This is a genomic window from Pseudomonas migulae NBRC 103157, from assembly GCF_002091715.1.
Lineage (GTDB): Bacteria > Pseudomonadota > Gammaproteobacteria > Pseudomonadales > Pseudomonadaceae > Aquipseudomonas > Aquipseudomonas migulae_A.
Window position 1 is genome coordinate 19,252 of sequence record NZ_BDAG01000049.1, and the last position, 24,798, is coordinate 44,049.

Below are 24,798 nucleotides of genomic sequence, written 5' to 3' on the forward strand. Positions count from 1 at the left end.
GCATTTTCTCAGAGCGCGAGGCAAAAGGCACGGATGCAGGTCAGCCTTTTGTCTATCGGGTCAATTTGTCGCGGTGGAATGCGGTCTTCCCGACACCATAAACCAATGTGGGAGCGGGCTTGCTCGCGAAGAGGCCGTCACATTCAACAGAGATGTTGACTGACAAACCGCCTTCGCGAGCAAGGCCGCTCCCACATTTTGATCGCATTCCAGTTTTGGAAAGTGATCAGACGCCCAGGTAGTCCAGGATCCCTTCAGCCGCATTGCGGCCTTCGAAGATCGCCGTCACCACCAGGTCGGAACCGCGAACCATATCGCCACCGGCGAAGATTTTCGGGTTGCTGGTCTGGTGCTTGTACTGACCTTGTTCCGGCGCCACAACGCGGCCCTGGCTGTCGGTCTGGATGCTGAACTGCTCGAACCACGGCGCCGGGCTTGGACGGAAACCAAAAGCGATGACCACGGCGTCGGCCGGGATGATCTCTTCGGAACCCGGGATCGGCTCGGGGCTGCGACGGCCACGAGCGTCCGGTTCGCCGAGACGGGTCTCGACCACCTTCACGCCTTCGACCTTGTCTTCGCCAACGATGGCAATCGGCTGGCGGTTGTAGAGGAATTTCACGCCCTCTTCCTTGGCGTTCTTCACCTCTTTGCGCGAGCCCGGCATGTTCGCTTCGTCACGACGATAGGCGCAAGTCACCGACTTGGCGCCCTGGCGGATCGACGTACGATTGCAGTCCATCGCCGTGTCGCCACCGCCCAGCACCACAACCTTCTTGCCTTTCATGTCGACGAAATCTTCCGGCGACTTTTCAAAGCCCAGGTTGCGATTGACGTTGGCGATCAGGAAGTCGAGCGCGTCATGCACGCCCGGCAAGTCCTCACCGGCAAAGCCGCCCTTCATGTAGGTGTAGGTGCCCATGCCCATGAACACGGCATCGTATTCTTCGAGCAGTTGCTCGACGGACACATCCTTGCCCACTTCGGTGTTCAGGCGGAACTCGATCCCCATGCCGGTAAAGACTTCGCGGCGATTGCTCAGCACGGTCTTTTCCAGCTTGAACTCGGGGATGCCGAAGGTCAGCAGACCACCGATTTCCGGGTTCTTGTCGAACACCACCGGGGTCACGCCGCCGCGCACCAGCACGTCAGCACAACCCAGGCCGGCCGGGCCTGCGCCGATGATCGCGACACGTTTGCCGGTCGGCTTGACCTTGGACATGTCCGGGCGCCAGCCCATGGCGAACGCCGTGTCGGTGATGTACTTCTCCACCGAACCGATGGTCACCGCGCCGAAGCCGTCGTTGAGGGTGCAGGCACCCTCGCACAGACGGTCCTGCGGGCACACCCGGCCGCACACTTCCGGCAGGGTGTTGGTCTGGTGCGACAGCTCGGCGGCCTGGAGGATGTTGCCCTCGGCCACCAGTTTCAGCCAGTTCGGAATGAAGTTGTGCACCGGGCACTTCCATTCGCAATACGGGTTACCGCAACCCAGGCAGCGGTGGGCCTGATCGGCCGAATGCTGGGGTTTGAAGGGTTCGTAGATTTCCACGAACTCTTTCTTGCGTTGACGCAACAGTTTCTTCTTCGGATCTTTGCGCCCGACGTCGATGAACTGGAAGTCGTTATTCAGACGTTCAGCCATTGTTAAAACCTCATCAAACTCTTCAGGCGCATATCACTGCGGGTTGGCACGGGTGCTGGAAAGCAACGTTTTCAAGCTGGCAGCCTTCGGCTTGACCAACCAGAAACGGCGCAGATAGTCATCGAGGTTTTCCGCGAGTTCACGACCCCACTCGCTGTCGGTTTCCTCGACGTACTCGTTCAGCACACGTTGCAGGTGGCTACGGTAGGCTTCCATCGCTTCGCCGCTGATCCGCTGGATTTCCACCAGTTCGTGGTTGACCCGGTCAACGAAGGTGTTGTCCTGGTCGAGCACGTAGGCGAAACCGCCGGTCATGCCTGAGCCGAAGTTGTAACCGGTCTTGCCCAGCACGCAGACGAAACCACCGGTCATGTACTCGCAGCAGTGATCGCCCGTGCCTTCAACCACGGTGTGAGCACCGGAGTTGCGCACTGCGAAACGCTCGCCCGCAGTGCCGGCCGCGAACAATTTGCCGCCGGTGGCGCCGTACAGGCAGGTGTTGCCGATGATCGCACTGTCCTGAGTCTTGTAGACGCTGCCCTTGGGCGGAACGATGACCAGCTTGCCGCCGGTCATGCCTTTGCCGACGTAGTCGTTGGCGTCGCCTTCCAGGTACATGTTCAAGCCGCCGGCGTTCCATACACCGAAGCTCTGACCGGCCGTCCCTTTGAAGCGGAAGGTGATCGGCGCGTTCGCCATGCCCTGGTTGCCGTGCTTGCGCGCAATTTCCCCGGAAATCCGCGCACCGATCGAACGGTCGCAGTTGCAGATATCCAGCGCAAAATCGGCGCCGCTCATGTCGTTGATGGCCGAGGTGGCCATGTCGATCATTTTCTCGGCCAGCAGGCCTTTGTCGAACGGCGGGTTACGGTCGACCTGGCAGAACTGTGGTTTGTCCGCCGGGATGTGATCGCTGCCGAGCAACGGGGTCAGGTCAAGGTGGTTCTGCTTGGCGGTCTGGCCTTCGAGGACTTCCAGCAGATCGGTACGGCCGATCAGCTCTTCGAGGGAGCGCACGCCCAGCTTGGCCAGCCACTCACGGGTTTCTTCGGCGACGTAGGTGAAGAAATTCACCACCATGTCGACGGTACCGATGTAGTGATCCTTGCGCAGCTTCTCGTTCTGAGTCGCGACGCCGGTGGCGCAGTTGTTCAGGTGGCAGATTCGCAGGTATTTGCAGCCCAGCGCAATCATTGGCGCGGTGCCGAAGCCGAAGCTTTCAGCGCCGAGGATAGCCGCCTTGATCACGTCGAGGCCGGTTTTCAGGCCGCCGTCGGTCTGCACCCGGACTTTGCCGCGCAGGTCGTTGCCACGCAGGGTCTGGTGGGTTTCGGCCAGGCCGAGTTCCCACGGCGCGCCCGCGTATTTGATCGACGTCAGCGGCGATGCGCCGGTGCCGCCGTCGTAGCCGGAGATGGTGATCAAGTCCGCGTAGGCCTTGGCTACACCGGCGGCGATGGTGCCGACGCCCGCTTCTGCCACCAGCTTTACCGAGACCAGGGCCTTCGGGTTGACTTGTTTCAGGTCGAAAATCAGCTGCGACAAGTCTTCGATCGAATAGATGTCGTGGTGCGGCGGAGGCGAAATCAAAGTCACGCCCGGCACTGCGTAACGCAGCTTGGCGATCAGACCGTTGACCTTGCCGCCTGGCAGCTGACCGCCTTCGCCGGGCTTGGCGCCCTGAGCGACCTTGATCTGCAGCACTTCGGCGTTGACCAGGTATTCCGGAGTGACACCGAAACGGCCGGTCGCGACTTGCTTGATTTTCGAGCTCTTGATGGTGCCGTAGCGCGCCGGGTCTTCGCCGCCTTCGCCGGAGTTGGAACGCGCACCGAGGCGGTTCATGGCTTCGGCCAGGGCTTCGTGAGCTTCCGGCGACAGCGCGCCGAGGGAGATGCCGGCGGAGTCGAAGCGTTTGAGCACCGATTCCAGCGGTTCGATCTCGCTGATGTCCAGCGGCGTGTCCAGGGTCTTGACCTTGAACAGGTCGCGGATCATCGACACCGGACGGTTGTCCACCAGCGACGTGTATTCCTTGAACTTGCTGTAGTCGCCCTGCTGCACAGCGGCTTGCAGGGTGTTGACCACGTCCGGGTTGTACGCGTGATATTCGCCACCGTGGACGAACTTCAGCAGACCGCCTTGCTGGATCGGCTTGCGCGGGCTCCAGGCCTCAGCGGCCAGGGCTTTCTGCTCGGCTTCAATGTCGACGAAACGTGCACCCTTGATGCGGCTTGGCACGCCACGGAAGCTCAGGTCGCAGACTTCTTCGGACAGGCCGATCGCTTCGAACAATTGTGCTCCGCGGTAGGAGGCGATGGTCGAGATACCCATCTTCGACAGGATCTTCAGCAGGCCTTTGGTGATGCCTTTGCGGTAGTTCTTGAACACCTCATAGAGGTCGCCCAGCACTTCACCGGTGCGGATCAGGTCACCCAGCACTTCGTAGGCCAGGAACGGATAGACCGCCGAGGCGCCGAAACCGATCAGTACCGCAAAGTGATGCGGGTCGCGAGCGGTAGCGGTTTCCACGAGGATGTTGGAGTCGCAACGCAGGCCTTTTTCGGTCAAGCGGTGGTGCACCGCGCCGGTGGCCAGGGAAGCGTGGATCGGCAACTTGCCCGGGGCAATGTGACGGTCACTCAGGACGATCTGGGTGCGCCCGGCGCGAACGGCTTCTTCAGCCTGATCGGCGACGTTGCGCACCGCGGCTTCGAGGCCGACGCTTTCGTCATAGTTGAGGTCGATGATCTGGCGTTCGAAGCCCGGACGATCGAGGTTCATCAGCGAGCGCCATTTGGCCGGGGAAATGACCGGCGAGCTGAGGATCACGCGCGAAGCGTGTTCCGGCGACTCCTGGAAGATGTTGCGCTCGGCACCGAGGCAGATCTCCAGCGACATGACGATGGCTTCACGCAGCGGGTCGATCGGCGGGTTGGTGACCTGCGCGAACTGCTGGCGGAAATAGTCGTACGGCGTACGCACGCGCTGGGACAGCACGGCCATCGGCGTATCGTCGCCCATCGAGCCAACGGCCTCGTAGCCTTGCTCGCCGAGCGGACGCAGAACCTGGTCGCGCTCTTCGAACGTGACCTGGTACATCTTCATGTACTGCTTGAGCTGGTCGACATCGTAGAACGCCGAACCGTGGTCGTTGTCTTCCATGGTCGCCTGGATGCGCAGGGCATTCTTGCGCAGCCATTGCTTGTACGGATGACGGGACTTCAGGCGGTTGTCGATGGCATCGGTGTCGAGGATCTGACCGGTTTCGGTGTCCACGGCAAAGATCTGGCCCGGGCCAACGCGGCCCTTGGCGATCACGTCTTCAGGCTGGTAGTTCCAGACACCGATTTCGGACGCCAGGGTGATGAAACCGTTTTTGGTAGTGACCCAACGCGCCGGGCGCAGACCGTTACGGTCGAGCAGGCACACCGCGTAACGACCGTCAGTCATTACCACGCCGGCCGGGCCGTCCCACGGTTCCATGTGCATCGAGTTGTATTCGTAGAACGCACGCAGGTCCGGGTCCATGGTTTCGACGTTCTGCCACGCAGGCGGAATGATCATCCGCACGCCACGGAACAGGTCGATGCCACCGGTGACCATCAGCTCGAGCATGTTGTCCATGCTCGAGGAGTCGGAACCGACGCGGTTGACCAGCGGGCCGAGTTCTTCCAGATCCATCAGATCATTGGTGAACTTGGTGCGACGGGCCTGGGCCCAGTTGCGGTTACCGGTGATGGTGTTGATCTCGCCGTTGTGGGCGAGGAAGCGGAATGGCTGGGCCAGCGGCCATTTCGGCAAGGTGTTGGTGGAGAAGCGCTGGTGGAACACGCAAATCGAGGTTTGCAGGCGCTGATCGCTGAGGTCTGGATAGAAGGCGGTCAAATCCGCCGGCATCATCAGGCCTTTATAAATGATGGTCTTGTGGGAAAAGCTGCAGATGTAGTGATCGACGTCGGCGGCGTTGGCCACGGACGAGCGACGACGGGCGCTGAACAGCTTGATCGCCATGTCCTGATCGCTCAGGCCTTCACCGCCGATGTAGACCTGCTCGATCTGCGGCAGGCGCTCAAGGGCCAGGCGGCCGAGGACGCTGGTATCGATCGGCACTTTGCGCCAGCCGACCAGGGTCAGGCCTTCAGCCAGGATCTCGCGGTTCATGTTCTCGCGAGCGGCTTCGGCTTTGACCGGGTCCTGATTGAAGAAAACCATGCCCACTGCGTATTGCTTGGGTAATTCGACGCCGAAGGTTTCCTGGGCGATCGCACGCAGGAACACATCCGGCTTTTGAATCAGCAGACCGCAACCGTCACCGGTCTTGCCGTCGGCGTTGATCCCACCGCGGTGGGTCATGCAGGTCAGGGCCTCGATGGCCGTTTGCAAAAGGGTATGACTGGGCTCGCCCTGCATATGGGCTATCAGGCCGAAACCGCAGTTATCCTTGAATTCATCTGGTTGGTACAGACCTGCTTTCATAGACACTTTCTCACCAGGCTGCCTCTTATCAAGGCAAATTTCTTTTCAATTCAACCACTTGCATTCCACGCCGAACGTACGCCGGCTTAGCGGGGGCAAAAGGGTGGTCATTGTACACAGCGACACAGACGCTCACAAATTTGACGACGAACTGTCGCAAATCCATGTCGCATTTGTGAAAGGTTTAAAGCGATCTGCTGTGCTAGTCAAAACTTTTTTAATTCTGACCGCAACGACTCAAAGACTACTGTAACGCAGACACCACAAGGCACGCGGCCTGGAAGGCTGCGCGCACTTGTAGAAATTTTGAGGTGCTTGGAGAGGCGGCCTGGGTAAGGCCGCCGAATCTTCAGCGAGTTGTTGCCAGTTCCTGTTGGACGCTGGCGACAGTGCGAGGCCAAGGTTTACCAGCCTGAACCTTCGCTGGCAAGGCCTTGATAGCGGTCACGGCTGCATCGCGGTTGGCGAAGTTACCGTAAGTGATGACGTAAAGCGGCTTGCCGTTGAGGACTTTCTTGAAATAGCGGTACTCGCCGCCCTGCTCCTTGACGAAGTTTTGCGCGGTCGCTTCGGAGCTGGTGCCGAGGATCTGCACCACGTAGTTGCTCGTCGGTTGTCCGGCGTACCAGGTACCAGCAGCGCCTTTAGCAGCAGCGGCTGCGGCTGGTTTCTCGGCAGGCTTGGCGGTAGCGACGGCGGCTGGCTTGGCTGGCGCTGGAGCCGGCTTCACCGCAGGCGCCGTCGGGACCGGCTTGGCTGTCGCGACCTGAGTCGGCGCAGGCGTCGGCTTGGCCGCAGGTGTTGGCGCCGGACCGGCCGGAACGCCCGCAGGAGGTGCGGTGGTGGTCACGGTCGGCGGCGTATCGCTGGAGCCTTCGACCGGCACACCATCGTCACCTTCGGTGATGCCACCGGCCGCTTCGGCCAGCGGGCCACGCATGACCGGCTGCGAATTGCCGACCAGCGGCAATGGCATCGGTTGCGAGTTGCCAGCGAATTCCACGGCAGGTGCGCCGCCGCTGTTAGGTTGTGGCGTGCCCTGGCCCAGCGGCAGTTGCGCCTGTTCGTTGGCGGGTGCGCCGGTGGTCGGTGCTTTGCTGCGACCCGGCATCAACCAGGCGGCGGCTACCGCGACCACGACGACAGCGGAAATCGCCAATACGTGTTTCTTCGGCATGTTGAACCCCATACTTGGACGCTTGACCGCTGAGCGGCTGGCAATCATGGCTTCGATCATTGCATCGCGGGCAACCTGGTTGATGTTGCCAGGCCAGCCGTCGGAGCTTTCGTGAATATCAGAGATCTGATCTGCGGTAAAAAGTTCGATACCGCGGCCAGCGCCTTCGAGCCGCTGGTCCAGATACTCGCGGGTTTCTTCTTCGGTGTAAGGCTGCAGTTCGATGACGTGAAAGCGCTCTTCTTCAAGATTCAACGCTTCCAGTTGGGCGATCAGCGAGGACTCGCCGAACAGGAACACATGCGGGCGACCTTCCGGCGCACCAGCGGCCAACTCCATCAAGGCTTCCAGTGCGGACTCGTCCAGCTGCTCGGCGTCGTCCACCAGCAAATAGACTTCCTGCCCTGTCAGCGCGAGCTGCACGACCTGAGCCAGGATCGGGCCAATCTCTGCCTGAGCGACGTTCAGCGCCTGGGCCACCTGACGCAGCACGCCAGCGGCATCGCCGGCGCCACGAGCGGAAACCACCACGCTCTGAACGGATTGCTTGTTGGTACTGGCCACCAGAGCCTGACGCAACAGGGTCTTGCCACTGCCTTGCGGACCGGTAACCACCAGCAGCAACTGACTGTAGCGGGCCAGGTGATGCAGTTGCCCCAGCACCGGCTTGCGCTGGGCCGGGAAGAATTTGAAGCCAGGCACCCGTGGAGCAAATGGGTCATGACTTAACTGGTAATGGCCGAGGAAAGCCTCGTCGGCGTGCAAACTAGTCATCGGGATCTTATTAACCTTTAAGCTGAGCCAGGGCGCGGTAGTCCGCTCCCAGCGTGGCCTGTAGAACCTCTTTCGGATAATCGTCGGTCACCACCGCTTCACCCATGTGGCGCAGCAGCACCAGGCGTAAACGACCGTCGATCACTTTCTTGTCAATTGCCATGTGTTCGAGGAAATCGGCTTCCGTCATCTCTTCCGGCGGGATGACCGGCAGGCCGGCACGCTGGAACAGGCGAATGCCACGATCACGCTCCTGCTCGCTGATCCAGCCCAGGCGCGCGGACATCTCCAGGGCCATTACGGTGCCAGCAGCTACCGCCTCACCATGTAGCCACACACCATATCCCATGTGGGTTTCGATGGCATGGCCGAAGGTGTGCCCCAGGTTCAAGGTGGCACGAACGCCGGTTTCCTTCTCGTCGGCACCGACCACCGCCGCTTTGGCCGCGCAGGAACGCTCGATCGCATACGTCAGGGCGACCTGGTCCAGGGCGCGCAGGCGATCGACGTTTTCTTCGAGCCAGGTGAGGAACGGCTCGTCGCAAATCAGCCCGTACTTGATGACTTCAGCCAACCCGGCGGACAACTCGCGGGCCGGCAGAGTGTTGAGTGTGGCGGTATCGATCAGGACCACGTTCGGCTGATAGAAGGCGCCAACCATGTTTTTGCCCAGCGGATGATTGATTCCGGTCTTGCCGCCCACCGAGGAGTCGACTTGCGACAACAGCGTGGTCGGAACCTGAATGAAATCGACACCGCGCTGGTAGCAGGCAGCCGCAAAACCGGCCATGTCACCAATCACGCCGCCGCCGAGGGCGATCACGGTGGTGCGGCGATCATGGCGTGCGGTCAGCAGACCGTCGAAAATCAGTTGCAGGGTTTCCCAGGTCTTGAAGGCTTCGCCGTCGGGCAGCACCACGGAAATCACCGAGAACTGCGCAAGGCTGCGGGTCAGACGTTCGAGATAGAGCGGCGCAACGGTTTCGTTGGAGATGATCGCCACTTGCCGTCCGCGAATATGCGGGGCCAGCAGCTCGGGCTGATCCAACAAACCTTCGCCAATATGAATCGGGTAGCTGCGCTCGCCTAGATCGACCTTGAGTGTCTGCATGTGTCCCCACAGTGAAGATGGAATCAGGCGTCCTGCCTTGAGTTATCGAATGTCCACGGCATCTGTTGGTGTGACGCCGTTCGGTAGCCTTGTGCCACAACCTTGAGCGGTCGTGGCAGGACGCCGAGGATAGCGCATTTCGCGCTCTGCTTTAACGGGGAGGCAGCTGCTGCAGGCGGTCAAGAATGTCGAGCACCACCATTCGCGGCGGTCGCTCATCGGTTTCCACCACCAGGTCGGCGATTTCCCGATACAGCGGATCGCGCAATTCCAGCAGGTCCCGAAGGGTCTTGGCCGGATCGGCAGTACGCAACAAGGGTCGATTGCGGTCACGGGCGGTGCGGCCGACCTGCTGCTCGACAGAAGCATGCAGATAAACCACCCGACCACCGGCACGCAGTGCTCGACGATTGGCTTCGCGCATGACCGCGCCGCCGCCGGTCGCCAGCACCACGCCATCGCAGCCGCACAGCTCGGCAATCATCGCCTGCTCGCGGTCCCGAAAGCCCGGCTCGCCTTCCTTATCGAAAATCCATGGGATATTGGCGCCCGTGCGCAATTCAATTTCCTTATCGGAATCTTTGAATGGCAGGCGCAGCTCTTTGGCCAGCAACCGGCCGATGGTGCTTTTTCCAGCCCCCATCGGTCCAACAAGAATCAAATTTCGCACAGAATCAATGACTCACAGCAATCGCCTGGTTGTTCATGATACGCGGAGTGAGAAATACCAGCAGCTCGGATTTTTTCTCCGAAACCACGTCACGCCGGAAAAGGCGGCCAAGATACGGCACATCACCGAGAAATGGCACCTTATCTACGACCTTGCTCTGAGTATTTGAGAAAACACCACCAATCACGATGGTCTCGCCGTCATTGACGAGGACCTTGGCGTTGACCTCGTTTTTCTTGATTGGCGGTACATCCTGCACCTTGTTCAGGTAGTCCGGTTCGTCCTTGGTGACCTTGACCTCCATGATGATCCGGTTGTCCGGCGTGATCTGCGGCGTCACTTCCAGCGACAGCGAAGCTTCCTTGAACGACACCGACGTAGCACCACTGGAGCTGGCTTCCTGGTATGGAATCTCGGTGCCCTTGAGGATTTTTGCGGTTTCCTTGTCGGAGGTAACCACCTTGGGTTGCGAGACGATTTCGCCGTTACCGGTTTTTTCCATCGCGGTCAGCTCGAGATCCAGCAGCACGTTGTCGGTAATGAAGGCGATGCCGAGCCCCGAGGTGTTGGCGGCGGTGCCCATGTCGACGAACGGTGAGTTGGTGCTGGTGCTGCCGGGTGTGCCGATGGTCGACGACGCGTTGGCGCCATTGCTGACCCCGGACGTGTTCCAGTTGCCCTTGTTCTGCACCGAACCACCCCATCGCACACCGAGGCTTTTGTCGTAGTCGACGTTCGCTTCGACAATCCGTGCCTCGATCATCACCTGACGCACCGGAATATCCAGTTGCGCGACGATACGGCGCAGCTCGTCAAGGCGGTCCTGGGTCTGATAGGCAATGATGTTATTGGTCCGTTCATCGACGGTAATCGACCCCCGTTCGTCGACTTTCGCCTCGGCACTGGTCACCGACTGGAACAGCTTGGCGATATCGGCCGCCTTGGCGTAGTTGACTTGCAGCAGCTCGCGTCGCAGTGGTGCCAGCTCGGCGATCTGCTTCTGCGACTCCAGTTCCTGGCGCTCGCGGGCGGCAATCTCATCGGCAGGTGCCACCAGCAACACGTTGCCGATCTTGCGTTTGTCCAGCCCCTTGGTTTTCAGCACCAGGTCCAGCGCCTGATCCCATGGCACGTTCTGCAAGCGCAAGGTAATGCCGCCCTGCACCGTGTCGCTGGCGACCAGATTGAGGTTGGTAAAATCGGCGATCAGTTGCAGCACCGAGCGCACGTCAATGTCCTGGAAGTTCAGCGAGAGCTTTTCACCGGTGTAGGCAAAACGCTCCGCGTTGCGCTTCTGCAAGTCGTCCACGGTCATCGGGCGGACGCTGACAGTCAGCTTGTTGTCGGTCTGATAGGTCGAGTAATCGAACGCGCCGCTGGGCTCAATGCTGATGGTCGCCCGGTCCCCCGTGGCGCTGGCGTTGACGAATTGCACGGGCGTGGCGAAATCCTTGACGTCCAGGCGAACCCGCAACGGTTCCGGCAATTGGGTCCTGGCGAAACCAACGACAATCCTGCCATCGCGTTCCTGAATGTCCGGAGCGATGGACGGATCCGACAGGTCGATGACCACATTGCCTTCACCCTGGGTCCCGCGCTGGAAATCCACGCCGCGGATCGCTTTGCTCACTGGCGTATAGGCCTTGACCGGCGCCGGAGTGGCCGTGGCGACACGTGGCGGTCTGGCTGCCGGTGCAGAGGCTGCATTACTGGTTCCGCGCCCGACCACCACAAACAGATTATTGCCTTCGACACGAGCGGTGTACGGTGCCAATTGAGTCAGGTTGATGATTAGCCGCGTGCGGTCCTTGGCTTCCACCACCGTGGCGCTGCGGGCATTGCCGCCGCCCAGGTCGCGGGTTTTGCTCGCCAGCTGGTTGATCACACCGGGCAGGTCCAGCGCAATCCGCGCAGGTTGCTCCGTCGTGTAACCGTGGGGTGTCGGGGGCGCTCCATCGAACGACAACTTCAACTCGACGCGGTCCCCCGGGAGCGCAGCGACATCCAGCGCTTTAAGGGTGGCCGCTTGTACCATCGGCGACAGCAACGCTATCCATAGCGATATTCCGAAGGTTGCGAAAATCCTGTTCATTATTCGAGTTCCACTATGAGTGCTCTTTCAAAGGGATGGTCCGCGGCCGTTCCAGCCAGGCGCCTTCGCCGTCGGGAACGATTTCGACCACATCGACTTGCGAGCCGCTGATGGCGACGATCCGGCCATCGTTACGTCCCAGGTAATCGCCGACCTTCAACCGATGCACACCGCCCGCCCCGCGCAACAGCGCAAAGGAGCCAGCCGCATTGGAAATCGTGCCGACCATTTCAAACTGCTCGATGTTGAATCCTTCGAGGTACTGCTTGACCCGGTTGGGATCAGGCTTGACGTTGCGTGAGCCGTGTTTCTGGCCAGCCAGGTCGACTTTGACCTGCCGGGAAAAGGGGCTTCGCAGGTTAGCGGCGCTGTAGGTGAACGTTGGGTAAGACCGGAATGTCGGCGTTGGTTCAATCTTCCCCGGCGCACGCAGGCGCATTTCGTTCATGTACGCGTCCAGGTCGCGGAAGTCAGTGTCACCGCCACAACCGGCCAAAACGATCAGAACTCCGATCATCGGGATAAAACGCATCGGGGTCATTTCTGCAGCCCCTTGTCGTTATAGCGGTATGTCTTGGCGAGGATGCTCATGCGCAATTTCGTCCCACCCTCGGGGTTGGCCGGCGCAAGGTCGAAGTCATGCAGGGTGACGATTCGCGGCAACCCGGCCACGCCACTGACGAACGTGGCGAGGTCGTGATATGCGCCGGTGACGGTGATCTGGATCGGCAGTTCGATGTAGAACTGCTGGGTGACCTCAGGCAGCAGTTTGATTTCTTCGAACTCCAGGCCACTGCCCAGGCCGGTTCGCGTGATGTCCTCCAGCAGACCAGGCACTTCGGTGTCGCTGGGCAACTGCCGCAAGAGCACGCCAAAGGAATTCTCCATTTCCTTCATCTGCTGGATGTATAGCTCCAGGTTTGCCGCCATGTGCGCCTTGGAGGCGAATTGTTCCTTGAGCGTCGACTCTTCCTCACGCTTGAGTTCGAGCTGACTCTCAAGGTCGCTGATGGAAAAGCTGTAGCCCAGCGCCAGCACCAGAATCATCAACAGCGCACCCGCCAGCGCCTTGATGGCGGGCGGCCATGAGCCCATGTTGTTGGTGTCCAGGTCGTTGATGTCGATCTTGCGCAAGCCTTCCATCCATTCGGCCGGCCTCATTGAACAGCCTCCGTAACGGCAGGCTGGGTCTGGCGAACGGTCAACTGGAAGACGTTGGCCTGATCCAGCTGGCCAGCCGTGGTCGCCTTGACCTCCGTCAGGTTCGGCGCGTCGAACCAGTCCGATGCATCCAGATTGCGCATAAGGTCTGACACGCGGTTATTGGAATCTGCCGCGCCGGTAATGGACAGGGTCTTGCCTTCCATTTTCACCTCGGTGAAATACACTCCGTCAGGCAAGGTACGCGCCAACTGATCGAAGATTCGCCCGCTGATCGGACGATTGCCTTGCAGGTCCTGGATGATGCGCATGCGCTCGACCAATTGCTGGCGACGGGCTTTCAGCTCACTGATCTGCTTGATCCGCTCGTCGACCACCGTCACCTGTTTACTGATGTAATCGTTTCGGGCGACTTGTCGATCGATGGCGCTACTGATGGCCTGATCCGCAATCAGCACCGCTCCCACTGACCCTACCACCACACCGACCAGCGCCAGCAAGAAGCGTTTGCGACGCTGCTCACGCAGCTCTTCGCGCCAGGGTAAAAGGTTGATCCGCGCCATCAGTCGAAACTCCTGAGGGCCAGCCCGCAAGCGATCATCAGCGCCGGCGCGTCGCCGGCCAGGGCGCCGGCGTTGACCTTGCTGCTCAGGGTCATGTTCGAGAAGGGATTGGCCACCTGCGTCGGCGTGCCCAAACGTTGCTCGATCAACCGGTCCAGCCCCGGGACCGAAGCGGTGCCGCCGGCCAGCAGGATGTGATCGACCGCGTTGTACTGCCCGGACGCGAAGAAAAACTGCAATGACCGCGACACCTGCTGGACCAGCGCATCGCGAAACGGCTGCAGCACTTCGCTGACGTAGTCGTCCGGCAAACCGCCCTGTTTTTTTGCCAACCCTGCCTGTTCGAGGGTCAGGCCATAACGTCGCTGGATTTCTTCCGTCAATTGACGACCGCCGAACAATTGTTCGCGGGTGTAGATGATGCGTCCGTTGTGCAGGACGCTGAGCGTGGTCATGGTCGCGCCGATGTCGACCACGGCAATCGTCAGGCGCTCCTGAGCGGGTGCCAGCTGTCCGGTCAGCAAACCGAAGGATCGCTCCAGCGCGTAGGCCTCGACATCGACTACGCGGGCGGTCAGGCCGGCCAGTGCGAGCGCCGCCTCACGGACTTCGACGTTTTCCTTGCGACAGGCTGCCAGCAGCACATTGACCCGCTCGGGGTTGCGCGCGGATGCACCCTGGACTTCGAAGTCGATGGCCACTTCGTCCAGCGGATAAGGGATGTACTGATCCGCCTCGATTTTCAGCTGGTTTTCCATCTCGTCGTCGGAAAGACCGGCATCCATTTCGATGGTCTTGGTGATCACCGCCGAGCCGGCAACGGCCACCGCGACGTTCCTGAGACTGGTTCTAGCCTTGAGCAGCACGCGCGTGAGTGCCTGACCCACGCCTTCGAGCTCGGCGATATTTTTCTCGACTACCGCGCTGGCGGGCAGCGGCTCTACCGCATAGGCTTCGACCCGGTAGCGGTCGCCGTGGCGGCTGAGCTCCAGAAGCTTTACCGACGTGGAGCTGATGTCGATCCCCAGAAGCGTATTGGCTTTTTTATTGAAGAGTCCTAGCACTACCAATTCCCTATGACTATCCGTGAGTTACGGACTCTGTAATGTCGATTGCGTTCCATCCTCCCGTCTTGACAGCTGCGCAAATGACGCCCTCGACGGAAAAATGCTTATAATGCCCAGCGTTTTTTTCCGCTTTTTACGTCAAGCGCGGGTCGTTCTCCTTTTATCCTGAACCCTGATGCCTCATTCATTCTTTGCCCTGGATATCCCAAAGCCTTGATTCGTCTGCTGAAGTTTTTCGGTTGGTCCATCGTCGCCGTTTTCTGCGGACTGCTTCTTGGTCTGAGCGGCGCTTTTCTTTACCTTAGTCCCGGATTGCCGTCTGTGGAGGCACTGAGAAGTATTCAGTTGCAGATTCCTCTACGGGTATACAGCAGCGACAACAAGTTGATCGCAGAATTTGGCGAAATGCGCCGCACCCCGATCCGTTTCGCCGACATTCCCCCCAATTTCATTAATGCGTTACTAAGTGCTGAAGACGACAATTTCGCCAACCACTACGGCGTCGATCCTGGCAGCCTGATGCGCGCCGCCACCCAATTGGTCAAAAGCGGCCACATTCAGTCCGGCGGCAGCACCATCACCATGCAGGTGGCGAAGAACTTCTTCCTGACCAGCGAACGCAGTTTTTCGCGCAAGACCACTGAAATCCTCCTGGCGCTGCAGATCGAACGGCAGCTGACCAAGGACGAGATCCTTGAGCTGTACGTCAACAAGATCTATCTGGGTAACCGCGCCTACGGTATCGAGGCGGCGGCGCAGGTGTATTACGGCAAGTCGATTCGTGACGTCAGCCTGGCGCAGATGGCGATGATCGCCGGCCTGCCAAAAGCCCCGTCGCGCTTCAACCCGCTGGCCAACCCGGCGCGCAGCAAAGAACGTCGCGACTGGATCCTGGGGCGCATGTACAAGCTCGGAAAAATCACCGAAGCCGATTACACCGCTGCGATCAACGAGCCGCTGAACGCCAGCTATCACGTGCCGACCCCGGAAGTGAACGCACCCTACATCGCTGAAATGGCTCGCGCCGAAATGGTCGGCCGCTATGGCAGCGATGCCTACACCGAAGGTTTCCGCGTCACGACCACCGTGCCGAGCAACCTGCAGGAAATGGCCAACACCGCGCTTCACGAAGGCTTGATGACTTACGATCAGCGCCATGGTTATCGCGGCCCCGAGTCGCGCCTGCCGGGCAAGACGCGTGAAGCCTGGGCCACCGAACTGACCAAGCAACGCACGATCAGCAGCCTTGAACCCGCCATCGTCACCCAGGTCGACAAGACGGGCCTGCAAGTGATGACCCGTACCGGCGACGAGCACGTTGGCTGGGACAGCATGAAATGGGCGCGGCCATTCCTGAACACCAACAGCATGGGTGCCAACCCGAAGCAGCCGTCGGACGTTGCCCAGGTCGGCGACTTGATTCGCGTGCAGCGCCAGCCGGACAACTCGCTGAAGTTCAGCCAGATCCCTCAGGCACAAGGCGCGCTGGTTTCCCTTGATCCGCAGAACGGCGCCATTCGCTCACTGGTCGGCGGCTTCGCCTTCGAACAAAGTAACTACAACCGCGCCCTGCAGGCCAAGCGTCAGCCGGGCTCGAGCTTCAAACCGTTCGTCTACAGCGCCGCACTGGATAACGGCTACACCGCCGCCAGCCTGGTGAACGACGCACCGATCGTGTTCGTCGACGAATACCTGGACAAGGTCTGGCGACCGAAGAACGACACCAACACCTTCCTAGGCCCGATCCGCCTGCGCGAAGGGCTGTACAAGTCGCGCAACCTGGTGTCGATCCGACTGGTGCAGGCGCTGGGCGTTGATCGCACCATCGACTACATCAGCAAGTTCGGCTTCAACAAGCAGGACCTGCCGCGCAACCTGTCGCTGGCCCTGGGCACCGCGACCCTGACGCCTATGGAAATCGCCACCGGCTGGAGCACGTTCGCCAACGGCGGCTTCAAGATCACCCCGTACATCATCGACAAGATCGAAAGCCGCAATGGCGACACGCTGTTCGTCGCCAATCCGCCGAGCGTGCCGAAAGGCGATGCAGCACCGGACGGGATTGCCGTCCCCGCCGCCGAGGCCTTTACGGTCAACGCGACACCCGGCGAAGCTCCGGGCCAACCCGCGCCTCAGGCTCCAGCCGTGGCCGAACGCATTGTCGATGGCCGCACCACTTACATCCTCAACAGCATGCTTCAGGATGTGATCAAACTCGGTACAGGCCGCCGCGCGCTGGCCATGGGCCGCCCCGACATCGCGGGCAAGACCGGTACCACCAACGAATCCAAGGACGCGTGGTTCTCGGGCTACAACGCCGATTATGTGACCACCGTCTGGACCGGCTTCGACCAGCCGGAAAGCCTGGGCAAACGTGAATTCGGCGGTACTGTGGCGCTGCCGATCTGGATGAACTACATGGCTGCCGCGCTCAAGGACAAGCCACCGCATACGCAGCCAGAGCCGGAAGGCATTCTGAGCCTGCGGGTTGACCCGGTCAGTGGTCGCGCCGCCACGCCTGGCACGCCAGGCGCGTACTTCGAGCTGTTCAAGGCCGAAGACACGCCGCCGTCGGTGAATGAGCTGGGTAACGGCAACGCACCGGGAAGCCCGCTGCCAGCCGATGAAGCGGCGCCGATCGATTTGTTCTGATCGTGTAACGCAATGCAAAAGCCCCGCCTTCGAGAGAAGTGCGGGGCTTTTCCATTTTCAGCGTGCAGCTTTTTCCAGCGTCCAGCCCAACACATCCAAGGCATCACAGCCGTCCTGGACCAACATGTGGGCAGCATTGGCAAAATGCTCCAGGTCGTGTCCTTCGGCTTCTTTGACGCACAGGCAGGTGACGCTGTTGAGCAGATTACGCGCGGCTTTGAGTCGGTGGACGGCGGTTTCGAGGAGATCGGAAGCGCGGGCTTCGGTGTCAATGTACAGGGTGGGGCCGACGCTGAAGTTGCCTTGGAGCGGGTGGAATTTGGGCATGGTAGGAATCTCATCTGATTGGTGAAGCTCCCACCTATTCGCGGCTAAACGAATCAGGGTGGTAGCCGTACGCGGGTTAGCCGACCGGACAGATGAACCCGGCACACCCGAAGGTGTCCCACGCACAGCCACCATAAACATGTACATGTCAGGCAGCAAAAAGCGCCACGATTATACGGGCGCTTGTGCATCATCTGTAACGACCGGCTAAAGTCGATCGCCGATTATTCGGCGACGAGCAAACTATAGGTGAGCCTCCAGCAACGCGAAACCCGGTTTTTGCGTATCGGAGATGTCCTACACGTTTCTCGGAAATGCCTTGTTTTTGAATTTTTTTTCCCCAGCAGCGCTCTCGCCTCTGGGCAGATAAATTGCTTTCGGTATGTTCAAACCCTAGCCGCGCTCTAGATCGACAAGTCGTGTGGTGGGACCGCTCGCCTTAAGGCGCTCAGTGACAATATCAGGCCACCTATTGCGGGAGCGACGTTTGGCAATGTTGTAGGTGAATTCCTGAATTCGATCGTTCGGGTACAGTATTGGCTCGAGTATCAGTTTTGCCACATCGTTACCGGTTAAGTAGTTTTTGCCGCCAGCGTCCTTCTTCGCTTGCTTCAATTGCGCCAGTGTTTGTTTGAAGCTGTCGCTCATTTTTGGCCGCACGGCCAGCTGGCTTTTTACAAATGCATCCGACTCACTGTGATTACCGTCTTCGTCGAAATAAGGGCCATTGTTCATGTAGGAACGGATGTATTCCCAAAAGCCTTTTTGCATCGCCAACGATTTGCCGAAGGGCGCGCCGAGGCTGATCATCAGAGCCGATTCTGGCTCTTCAAATTTCCACATACGAATTTCCAGTGAAGCGTTTTTCATGCCACCAATTTGGGTGCCTACCAGTTGAAACTCATTGGCTACGGCTTTTATGCCATCCCATGGAGAGTGATATAGATCGCCCTCATGATCGAAGTACACTTCGCGAGTACGGCGGTTAAAGAGAATGGGCAGAGGTAGAGGACGGAGGGTTTCCCATAAAAATGGCGCTAGGAACAAGGGAGCACATATTGCAAGCATGATAAACAGCCCTTCAAGCTCTCCACTTTGTATAAAGCTGAGCAGCCCAAGCCCCATCCCCCCGACCCCGCCCATACCCCCCAATACTCCCGTTAGCATTCCTCGATCAGAGTCACCACTTGCTTGCAACGTTAAGTAATTTTCCGTGTGTTCATCAGTAATAAACAGCTCCATCGGCTGTTCGCCCGTGGGCTTACTCGCTTCGAGAATTACAGTGGGCGCAGCGCTGTCAGGTGGTGTTGCTGGCGTATCTATATCCATGCTCGTTCCATGATTTTTACCGCTGGCAGTGTCAGTCCTTCTCGTGGGGAGTAGATCAACTCACCCTCAATCCGCCGCAGGTCCCGTAGACCATCCTCATGGTAAACACGACGGTATGGGGTGACCCCAGCAGGAACAGGAATACGGGTGCCGCTGTGTCGCACAAAGTCTCTACCCGTCCATTCGACCTTTTTTATTTGGTCGGCGTGATAGCCGAGTGTATCGCCCCAAACTTCGATGCCCTTGAAATGGATCATGCCATCGTTCAGCGGTGCATTTTCTCCCGGTAGTTTCAAGATCAGATACGTAGAGGTGACTTGTCCTTGATAGGGGTGCATTTCCGCCAGCCGGCTGGCATCAAAGCTGATAGGAAACAGAACGGGGTACAGCTTATCCATGGAGAGGCTATAGCTGTGGGACCAAACCTCGTCCGGACGGATACCATAGCGGCTGCTTTTCACCCATTTTTCCAACGGCGAGTCGACCGTATATAGACGGGCAACGATCCCGCCCACAATCACAACCGCGAGCCCCAATAGTTTGGCCCCCAGGTGTGGCACTACGTTGAGTCCTCTGGCGATAGTCGCAGCGTCACCTGCTATAACAGCAGCCCGTGCGACTCGTAGTGCTCGAATGGCCTGGGCCTGGATTTTGATACTGGCCAGCGAGGCACCAGCCACGGTCAAGTTCGCGGTCATGGTGTCGAAATCTCCCATTTTGTAGGCCTCTAAGGCATCTATCCCATAGAGTACGACGTCAAACGCCAGAAAGACGCCCTGCGCCAAAGCAGTAGTGGCGGCACGCCCTAACGCGTTAACCAAAAGCAGCCGAGAGGAGATTGAAGAACTGCCGCTTTGGCGGACGGATGACGCCCAATTGACTTCAGCCACTCGCTGAACGACCGCCGCAGCTGCGGCGCCTATGCCAACCGCAGCGCCCACTCCGATAAATCCGTTTTTGATCGTTTTGTTATCAACAAACGAATTGCCGGACGATACGAAATTCACCCCCGCCACCAACGTCACAATCGATTTAATCGGCGCCTTGCTCAGCGCACCTTTCAAATCAAACACACTGGTCAACTCGACACTCGCCGCCAGATTCACCGGCAACGGCGGCAGCTTGGTGCTGGCCGGGACCAAATGCATGAAAGGGATACCGTCAGCCACGCCACTGGCCAGCGGTGCGACGTTTAAATGGGCGGGCAATGTCTGGCGCGTCCCAATCAAATCGCTGTACCACTCGCCCAACTGACGCGGTGTGACGCCCGAGATCTGGATGCGCTGATCGCTGCGGGCAAGCGCCGCCGCCATGTACAAATACCCCGCGGTGCCGGTGGCCTTTTCGCCCTGATGCAGTTGCAGCCCGGCGACCGGAGCGATAGCCAGAAACAAAGCCTCAACGCTCGATGCAGGGTTGTGTTGTTTGAGTTTGTCGGCGGTCCCGTTGATCGCCTCTGCGTATCCAAAGGCACGGGTGAGTTGGCTCGCGCCCTCTTGCAGGGGCGCGGTGTTGTCGTTGACCACATCGCCCAGATCAACGAGGTATTTGATCTCGCCAACGCCCAGCCGTCGCGGCAATCCGAGCAAGGCCCAAAGCAGCCATGGCTTGCCGGCCTTGTCGCCTTCCAGACTCAGAGTAATGGCCTCGGCCCCGTCACTGGTACTCGCGGGCCCTAGACACGCCGCCGCGAAATGTAATTCCAATGCCTCGCGGGCAATCGCCTGGGTAATGTCGAAATGACCACAAGCCGTGTCCAGGCTGGAAGCACCAGTGCCGTGCTGGGTGTTGAACCACGCCACCCAGAGTTGGGCCAGACGCCGCATGTCGGCGGCATACAGGTCGTTCTGAGTTTCCTGATCGTTCCACGCCCGCTGGAGTTCGTCGTAGCGCGTAATCGACGGCAACTGCGCTTTGAGTTGGCGGTCGCCTTCGCTGAGCGACTTGATGACGCCCGCCATTGCCCACTCTTCAGCGTGATGCTCCTGATAGCTGTCGAAGGCGTCTTTGCGGACACGCATCAACGCAGCGAGGTCGAGCAGTACGCCCCAGGCGTCATCAATCAGCGCGTAGGTTTGCTGCTCGCACGCCTTCATCTGCTTTCGCACTTTGAACCAAGCAGGCGCGTGTTCCGTTTCGGACTCTGCGCTCCAGCCATAGCGGGTCGCATCGTTGTATTCGCCAATCTGCTGGGCGACAGCGTCAACGTTGCCGCTGAACGGCGCAACCCCCGGTACAAAACTGCGCATGATGCGCTCGCGCACGGCGGGGTCTTTTTTCGCGGACTGGTATTGCGCTTCACTCCAGCGAACGGGCGACCAGACCAATCCAGCAGGGGTGCCAGCCCTCAACACCAGGTGGGGTTTGACTCGGGTGTCGATCACTCTTCCCGCACGTAGTGTTTGGGTGAGCTGGGCTTTTTCCACCTGATACTCCACCAATTTGGGAGGGCTGCTTTCCCACACGTAGAGCCAGCCGTCGCGCAACAAACGCGAGGTGTAGCTGAGCGCATGGCCGGTCAAATCAGGATGGCGGGGGCCCAACTCAGGAAACGAGCCGCTCAACCCCGGCAAGTCATAGCCTTCGGCATCAATCGCATCGGTAGGGCCGAGGGCGTATCGCAGCGGTAAAACGGCGGCGAATAGTGGGCACGTTCCAACGCGGATGTTGTTCTGGGCGCTCATGGGTTTGTCTCCGGGTCGGCGGGAAGGCTCAGCGCGTGCAGAAGCGCCTCAGGCAGGGTGATTTGCGCGGCCAGACCTTTATTGGCCGGCGCCGCGTCGAATTCCGACGCCTGGTTTTCCCACGCGCATACGGATGCGTTGTCCTGTCGTAGCCAAACGCTTTCCACGCCAAACCAAAAGCCTGTTGGCCATTGCACACCGGCCATCCAGGCGCGGCACAGCACACAACCATCCGCCAGTCGCAGCCATAGCTCTCGCCGGTGCTCATCAAAAATGCGCAAACGACGTTGCAGGATCGGGAGCAATTGTTGAGCGCTCAGCGGAGTAGAAAGCCAAACACCATGTTGCAAGTCGGTGCCGCCCCACCACGCGGCATAGGCTGCGCTGCCAGTCGAGGCATTCAGCAAAAAGGGCCCTGCTGCGCCAATGGCCTCGTAGGCAGTTCCCTTGAAAAGCGATTGAGGAGCGTCTGCGCTGTAGTGCTGATGAAGCCAGTCGATAGCGTCTTCATATTGAGCACCATCAAGCAGGAGCAGTCCTTTGTTTGGAGCGTCGGGGGTCATGCTTCACCCCCCTCTGCTGCCTGGTGTTCCAAGGCGGCATCGCATACCGGGCAAATACCGGAATCGGCCTCGCGAAAGACGATGTTCTGTTTGAGTAGGGCCTCCATGGGAAGGGTGTCGATAACCACCGCCTCGGCAGCTTGGGGAGCTGCTGACAGTGCCGTCTGCCCGGGTAGGCCAGTTAGCGGTGAACCGCCCACAACAATGGCCACGCTGCTGAAAATCCCGTTGGCATTAATGACGATGAAGTGACCGCCACACTCCCATGTCAAACTCTGACTGCCCTTGACCACCACATTGTTTGCCGTGACATGGGCATGCGGCCCGGCCTGAATCACCAGTGTCCCTTCCGCTGTCAGGCTACTGTTGCCGGTGATGGAGATCACCTCGTTACCGCCGATCACGGTGTGGCGAGCACCTTGGGTCGTGTGCAACTCGTCGCCCTTGATCAGGCTCGCGCTGTTGCGGTCCACCTGCTCGAAACGGTCGTTGCTGATCAGGCTGTGGCTGTCGCGGGTGATCTGTTCGCGGCGGTCGTTGCCGATTTTGGTGTCGCTGTCGTTGAAGATCAGTTGGTCGAGGTCGCGCTCGGCGCGCAGGTAGATTTGTTCCTGGCCGGCGCGATCTTCTATCGACAGCTCGTTGTAGCCGCCGGTATGCGGCGAGCTGTGGCTGCGCAATACGGTTTTGGTTTTATGGTCAGGCAACGGATAGGGAACCGCATTGACCTTGTTCGGCACACAACCGGTGATCAGGGGATTGTCGGGATTGCCGTCCAGATAGGTGACGACGATTTCCATGCCGATACGCGGAATGGTCACCGCGCCGAAACGTGGACCCGCCCAGTGGCTCGACACCCGCAGCCAGCAACTGCTTTTTTCACTGTTGCGTTCGGCCCGGTCCCAATGAAATTCGACTTTCACGCGACCGTATTCATCGCAGTAAATCTCTTCGCCGGCGGGGCCGGTCACGCGGGCGGTTTGGCTCACCAGCAGGGTTTTTCTTTTCCGCATGGGCGGACGGTAAAACACGTCCCACGGGATGGTGCTGAAGCTGTTGCGATAGCCTTGGGTAAAGCCGCCCTCAGGTTGGACGTTGCTGGTGATGGCCTCTTCCAGTGCCTGAGGCTGTTTTCCAGCATGCGTCACGTTGAGCAACAGCCATAAATCATTGCAGCCTCCGCGCGGATGCTCAGTCAGGTCAAAAAAATGACCACTGCGCAAAGTTGGCTGATCGCTTTTGCCCTCGACCAGCTGGTAATCGGCACGGTGACGCTCCAGGGCCTGACGAGCGAGTTGCTTGCCGAGTTTTTCGTTCTCGATCAATACGGGATAGCGATAATCTTCGAGCTCAGGAATGAACTCGGCCGTGAAGCGGCTTTCCAGCAACAGACTCGGGCGTTCGAAGTCGTAATACCGACGCGTGGTCGTGCTGGTTCGGTTGCGAAAACCCATGGAGAACTGGCTGACGACCGGATGCTCTGCCACCATGCCGGACTCTTGCAGATAGGGAGTTTCGCCCAGTTTGGGGAACCAGGTCTGATCGTCGGTGAACACCAGCACATGCCCTTCCGGCGAATGCTGGTGATGCCACGCGATGCCATCCTCGGCGCACAGGCGCTGGACGAACTCGAAATCGGTTTCCCCGTATTGAGTGCAGTATTCGCGCTCGGGGCTGGTGCTGACATGGAAGGCAAAGGCATCGGCCTGAATGCCGTGACCTTTGAGCACCTGAGCGATGATTTGCGACGCCGTCAGGTTCTGGAAAATTCGCTGATCGTAGCTGAATTGCAGGTAGTGCAGCCTCGGTACGAGCTTCAGGTGATAACGGGTCAGGCGTTTGCCGGGCTCACCCACGAAAGCGTCTTCGATATGGCCATGAAGACCTTCGCCGTTCAGGCCGAACTGGAGATACGCAGGTTGGCTGAGCATGCTCTCCAGATCGAAATCAGGGTTTTCGCTGACCAGCTCGACCTTTATTGAGTACAAGGCGCTGATCGCCTCGACACCCTCAAAGGCGAGCACCTTGAAATCGTTACGAACAGCAGGGATGTGCAGCGCAAATTGCGCCGTATTGGCCGACTTGAACATACGCTTATCCTTAAGCACAGAGGATGTGAAAGCGCGATGTCAAAACCGTCCTGGTTAGTGCACGCGGCATTGGCGAGCACCCTACCAACGGGGTTATGGGATAGATGTAGGAACGATCCCGAACTCCCGAAGGACGCTTCCCAACGAAGGATTGCCTTCAATGAAGACCTAATAAGCCCCGACTTCGAAAGAAGTGCGGGGCTTTTTTTGCGCATGGAATTTCAGGTGAACCGAAGATGCTCGTCGCCTGTCAGGCCGTCATCGCTGGCAAGCCAGCTCCTACAAAGAATAGGAGCCACTCACCAAACCTCTGTAGGAGCTGGCTTGCCAGCGATGAGACCCTCACAGACACCACAAAGCCTGCAGGCACAAAAAAGCCCCGACTCACCAGAGCCGGGGCTTTTTTTGATGCGA

General features: G+C 59.4%; 16 protein-coding genes. 1 reads left to right on the plus strand and 15 read right to left on the minus strand.

Features of this window, described 5'->3' with window-relative positions:
• Positions 1-226: 226 nt before the first annotated feature.
• The 10 genes from PMI01S_RS27055 to PMI01S_RS27105 form a co-directional block, all read right to left on the minus strand.
• Positions 227-1,645: a glutamate synthase small subunit GltD family protein gene (locus tag PMI01S_RS27055; RefSeq protein WP_084323148.1), complete on the minus strand. Its 1,419-nt coding sequence runs from the start codon at positions 1,643-1,645 to the stop codon at positions 227-229.
• A gap of 33 nt (positions 1,646-1,678) precedes the next feature.
• Entirely contained in the window at positions 1,679-6,124 is a 4,446-nt protein-coding gene (gene gltB, locus PMI01S_RS27060) for a glutamate synthase large subunit (RefSeq protein ID WP_084323149.1), read from the minus strand.
• Positions 6,125-6,473: 349 nt separating this feature from the next.
• Positions 6,474-8,075 carry an AAA family ATPase gene (locus tag PMI01S_RS27070; protein ID WP_084323150.1) on the minus strand — a complete coding sequence of 534 codons (1,602 nt, stop codon included), beginning with the start codon at positions 8,073-8,075 and terminating at the stop codon, positions 6,474-6,476.
• A 10-nt stretch (positions 8,076-8,085) separates the two neighbouring features.
• Positions 8,086-9,186: a 3-dehydroquinate synthase gene (gene aroB, locus PMI01S_RS27075; RefSeq protein WP_084323151.1), complete on the minus strand. Its 1,101-nt coding sequence runs from the start codon at positions 9,184-9,186 to the stop codon at positions 8,086-8,088.
• Positions 9,187-9,337: 151 nt separating this feature from the next.
• Positions 9,338-9,856, minus strand: coding sequence for a shikimate kinase AroK (aroK, locus tag PMI01S_RS27080; RefSeq protein ID WP_017336125.1), 519 nt, complete (start codon positions 9,854-9,856; stop codon positions 9,338-9,340).
• Between the two features lie 4 nt (positions 9,857-9,860).
• Entirely contained in the window at positions 9,861-11,948 is a 2,088-nt protein-coding gene (locus tag PMI01S_RS27085) for a type IV pilus secretin PilQ (RefSeq protein WP_084323152.1), read from the minus strand.
• A 13-nt stretch (positions 11,949-11,961) separates the two neighbouring features.
• Positions 11,962-12,489: a pilus assembly protein PilP gene (locus PMI01S_RS27090; protein WP_084323153.1), complete on the minus strand. Its 528-nt coding sequence runs from the start codon at positions 12,487-12,489 to the stop codon at positions 11,962-11,964.
• Complete coding sequence (gene pilO, locus PMI01S_RS27095) at positions 12,486-13,109, minus strand: type 4a pilus biogenesis protein PilO (RefSeq protein ID WP_084323154.1); 624 nt, start codon at positions 13,107-13,109, stop codon at positions 12,486-12,488. Before pilO ends, PMI01S_RS27090 begins: the two co-directional genes overlap by 4 nt.
• Positions 13,106-13,672: a PilN domain-containing protein gene (locus PMI01S_RS27100; RefSeq protein ID WP_084323155.1), complete on the minus strand. Its 567-nt coding sequence runs from the start codon at positions 13,670-13,672 to the stop codon at positions 13,106-13,108. Before PMI01S_RS27100 ends, pilO begins: the two co-directional genes overlap by 4 nt.
• Positions 13,672-14,736 carry a pilus assembly protein PilM gene (locus PMI01S_RS27105; RefSeq protein WP_084323156.1) on the minus strand — a complete coding sequence of 355 codons (1,065 nt, stop codon included), beginning with the start codon at positions 14,734-14,736 and terminating at the stop codon, positions 13,672-13,674. Before PMI01S_RS27105 ends, PMI01S_RS27100 begins: the two co-directional genes overlap by 1 nt.
• A gap of 216 nt (positions 14,737-14,952) precedes the next feature.
• Here PMI01S_RS27105 and PMI01S_RS27110 point away from each other — a divergent pair, with 216 nt between their 5' ends.
• Positions 14,953-17,391, plus strand: a complete 2,439-nt coding sequence (locus tag PMI01S_RS27110) for a penicillin-binding protein 1A (RefSeq protein WP_084323157.1) — start codon at positions 14,953-14,955, stop codon at positions 17,389-17,391.
• A 57-nt stretch (positions 17,392-17,448) separates the two neighbouring features.
• Here the strand turns inward: PMI01S_RS27110 and PMI01S_RS27115 are convergent, their stop codons facing one another.
• The 5 genes from PMI01S_RS27115 to PMI01S_RS27135 form a co-directional block, all read right to left on the minus strand.
• Entirely contained in the window at positions 17,449-17,718 is a 270-nt protein-coding gene (locus PMI01S_RS27115) for a hypothetical protein (RefSeq protein WP_084323158.1), read from the minus strand.
• A 393-nt stretch (positions 17,719-18,111) separates the two neighbouring features.
• Positions 18,112-19,047: a hypothetical protein gene (locus PMI01S_RS27120; protein WP_084323159.1), complete on the minus strand. Its 936-nt coding sequence runs from the start codon at positions 19,045-19,047 to the stop codon at positions 18,112-18,114.
• Positions 19,038-21,731 (minus strand): toxin VasX, encoded by a 2,694-nt coding sequence (locus PMI01S_RS27125; RefSeq protein ID WP_084323160.1) that lies wholly within the window; start codon positions 21,729-21,731, stop codon positions 19,038-19,040. Before PMI01S_RS27125 ends, PMI01S_RS27120 begins: the two co-directional genes overlap by 10 nt.
• The gene (locus tag PMI01S_RS27130; RefSeq protein ID WP_084323161.1) at positions 21,728-22,294 is read right to left on the minus strand and encodes a DUF4123 domain-containing protein; all 567 of its coding nucleotides are present in this window, start codon (positions 22,292-22,294) and stop codon (positions 21,728-21,730) included. Before PMI01S_RS27130 ends, PMI01S_RS27125 begins: the two co-directional genes overlap by 4 nt.
• A complete protein-coding gene (locus PMI01S_RS27135; protein ID WP_084323162.1) occupies positions 22,291-24,384 on the minus strand; it encodes a type VI secretion system Vgr family protein in 2,094 nt (697 codons plus the stop codon). Before PMI01S_RS27135 ends, PMI01S_RS27130 begins: the two co-directional genes overlap by 4 nt.
• Positions 24,385-24,798: the final 414 nt, after the last annotated feature.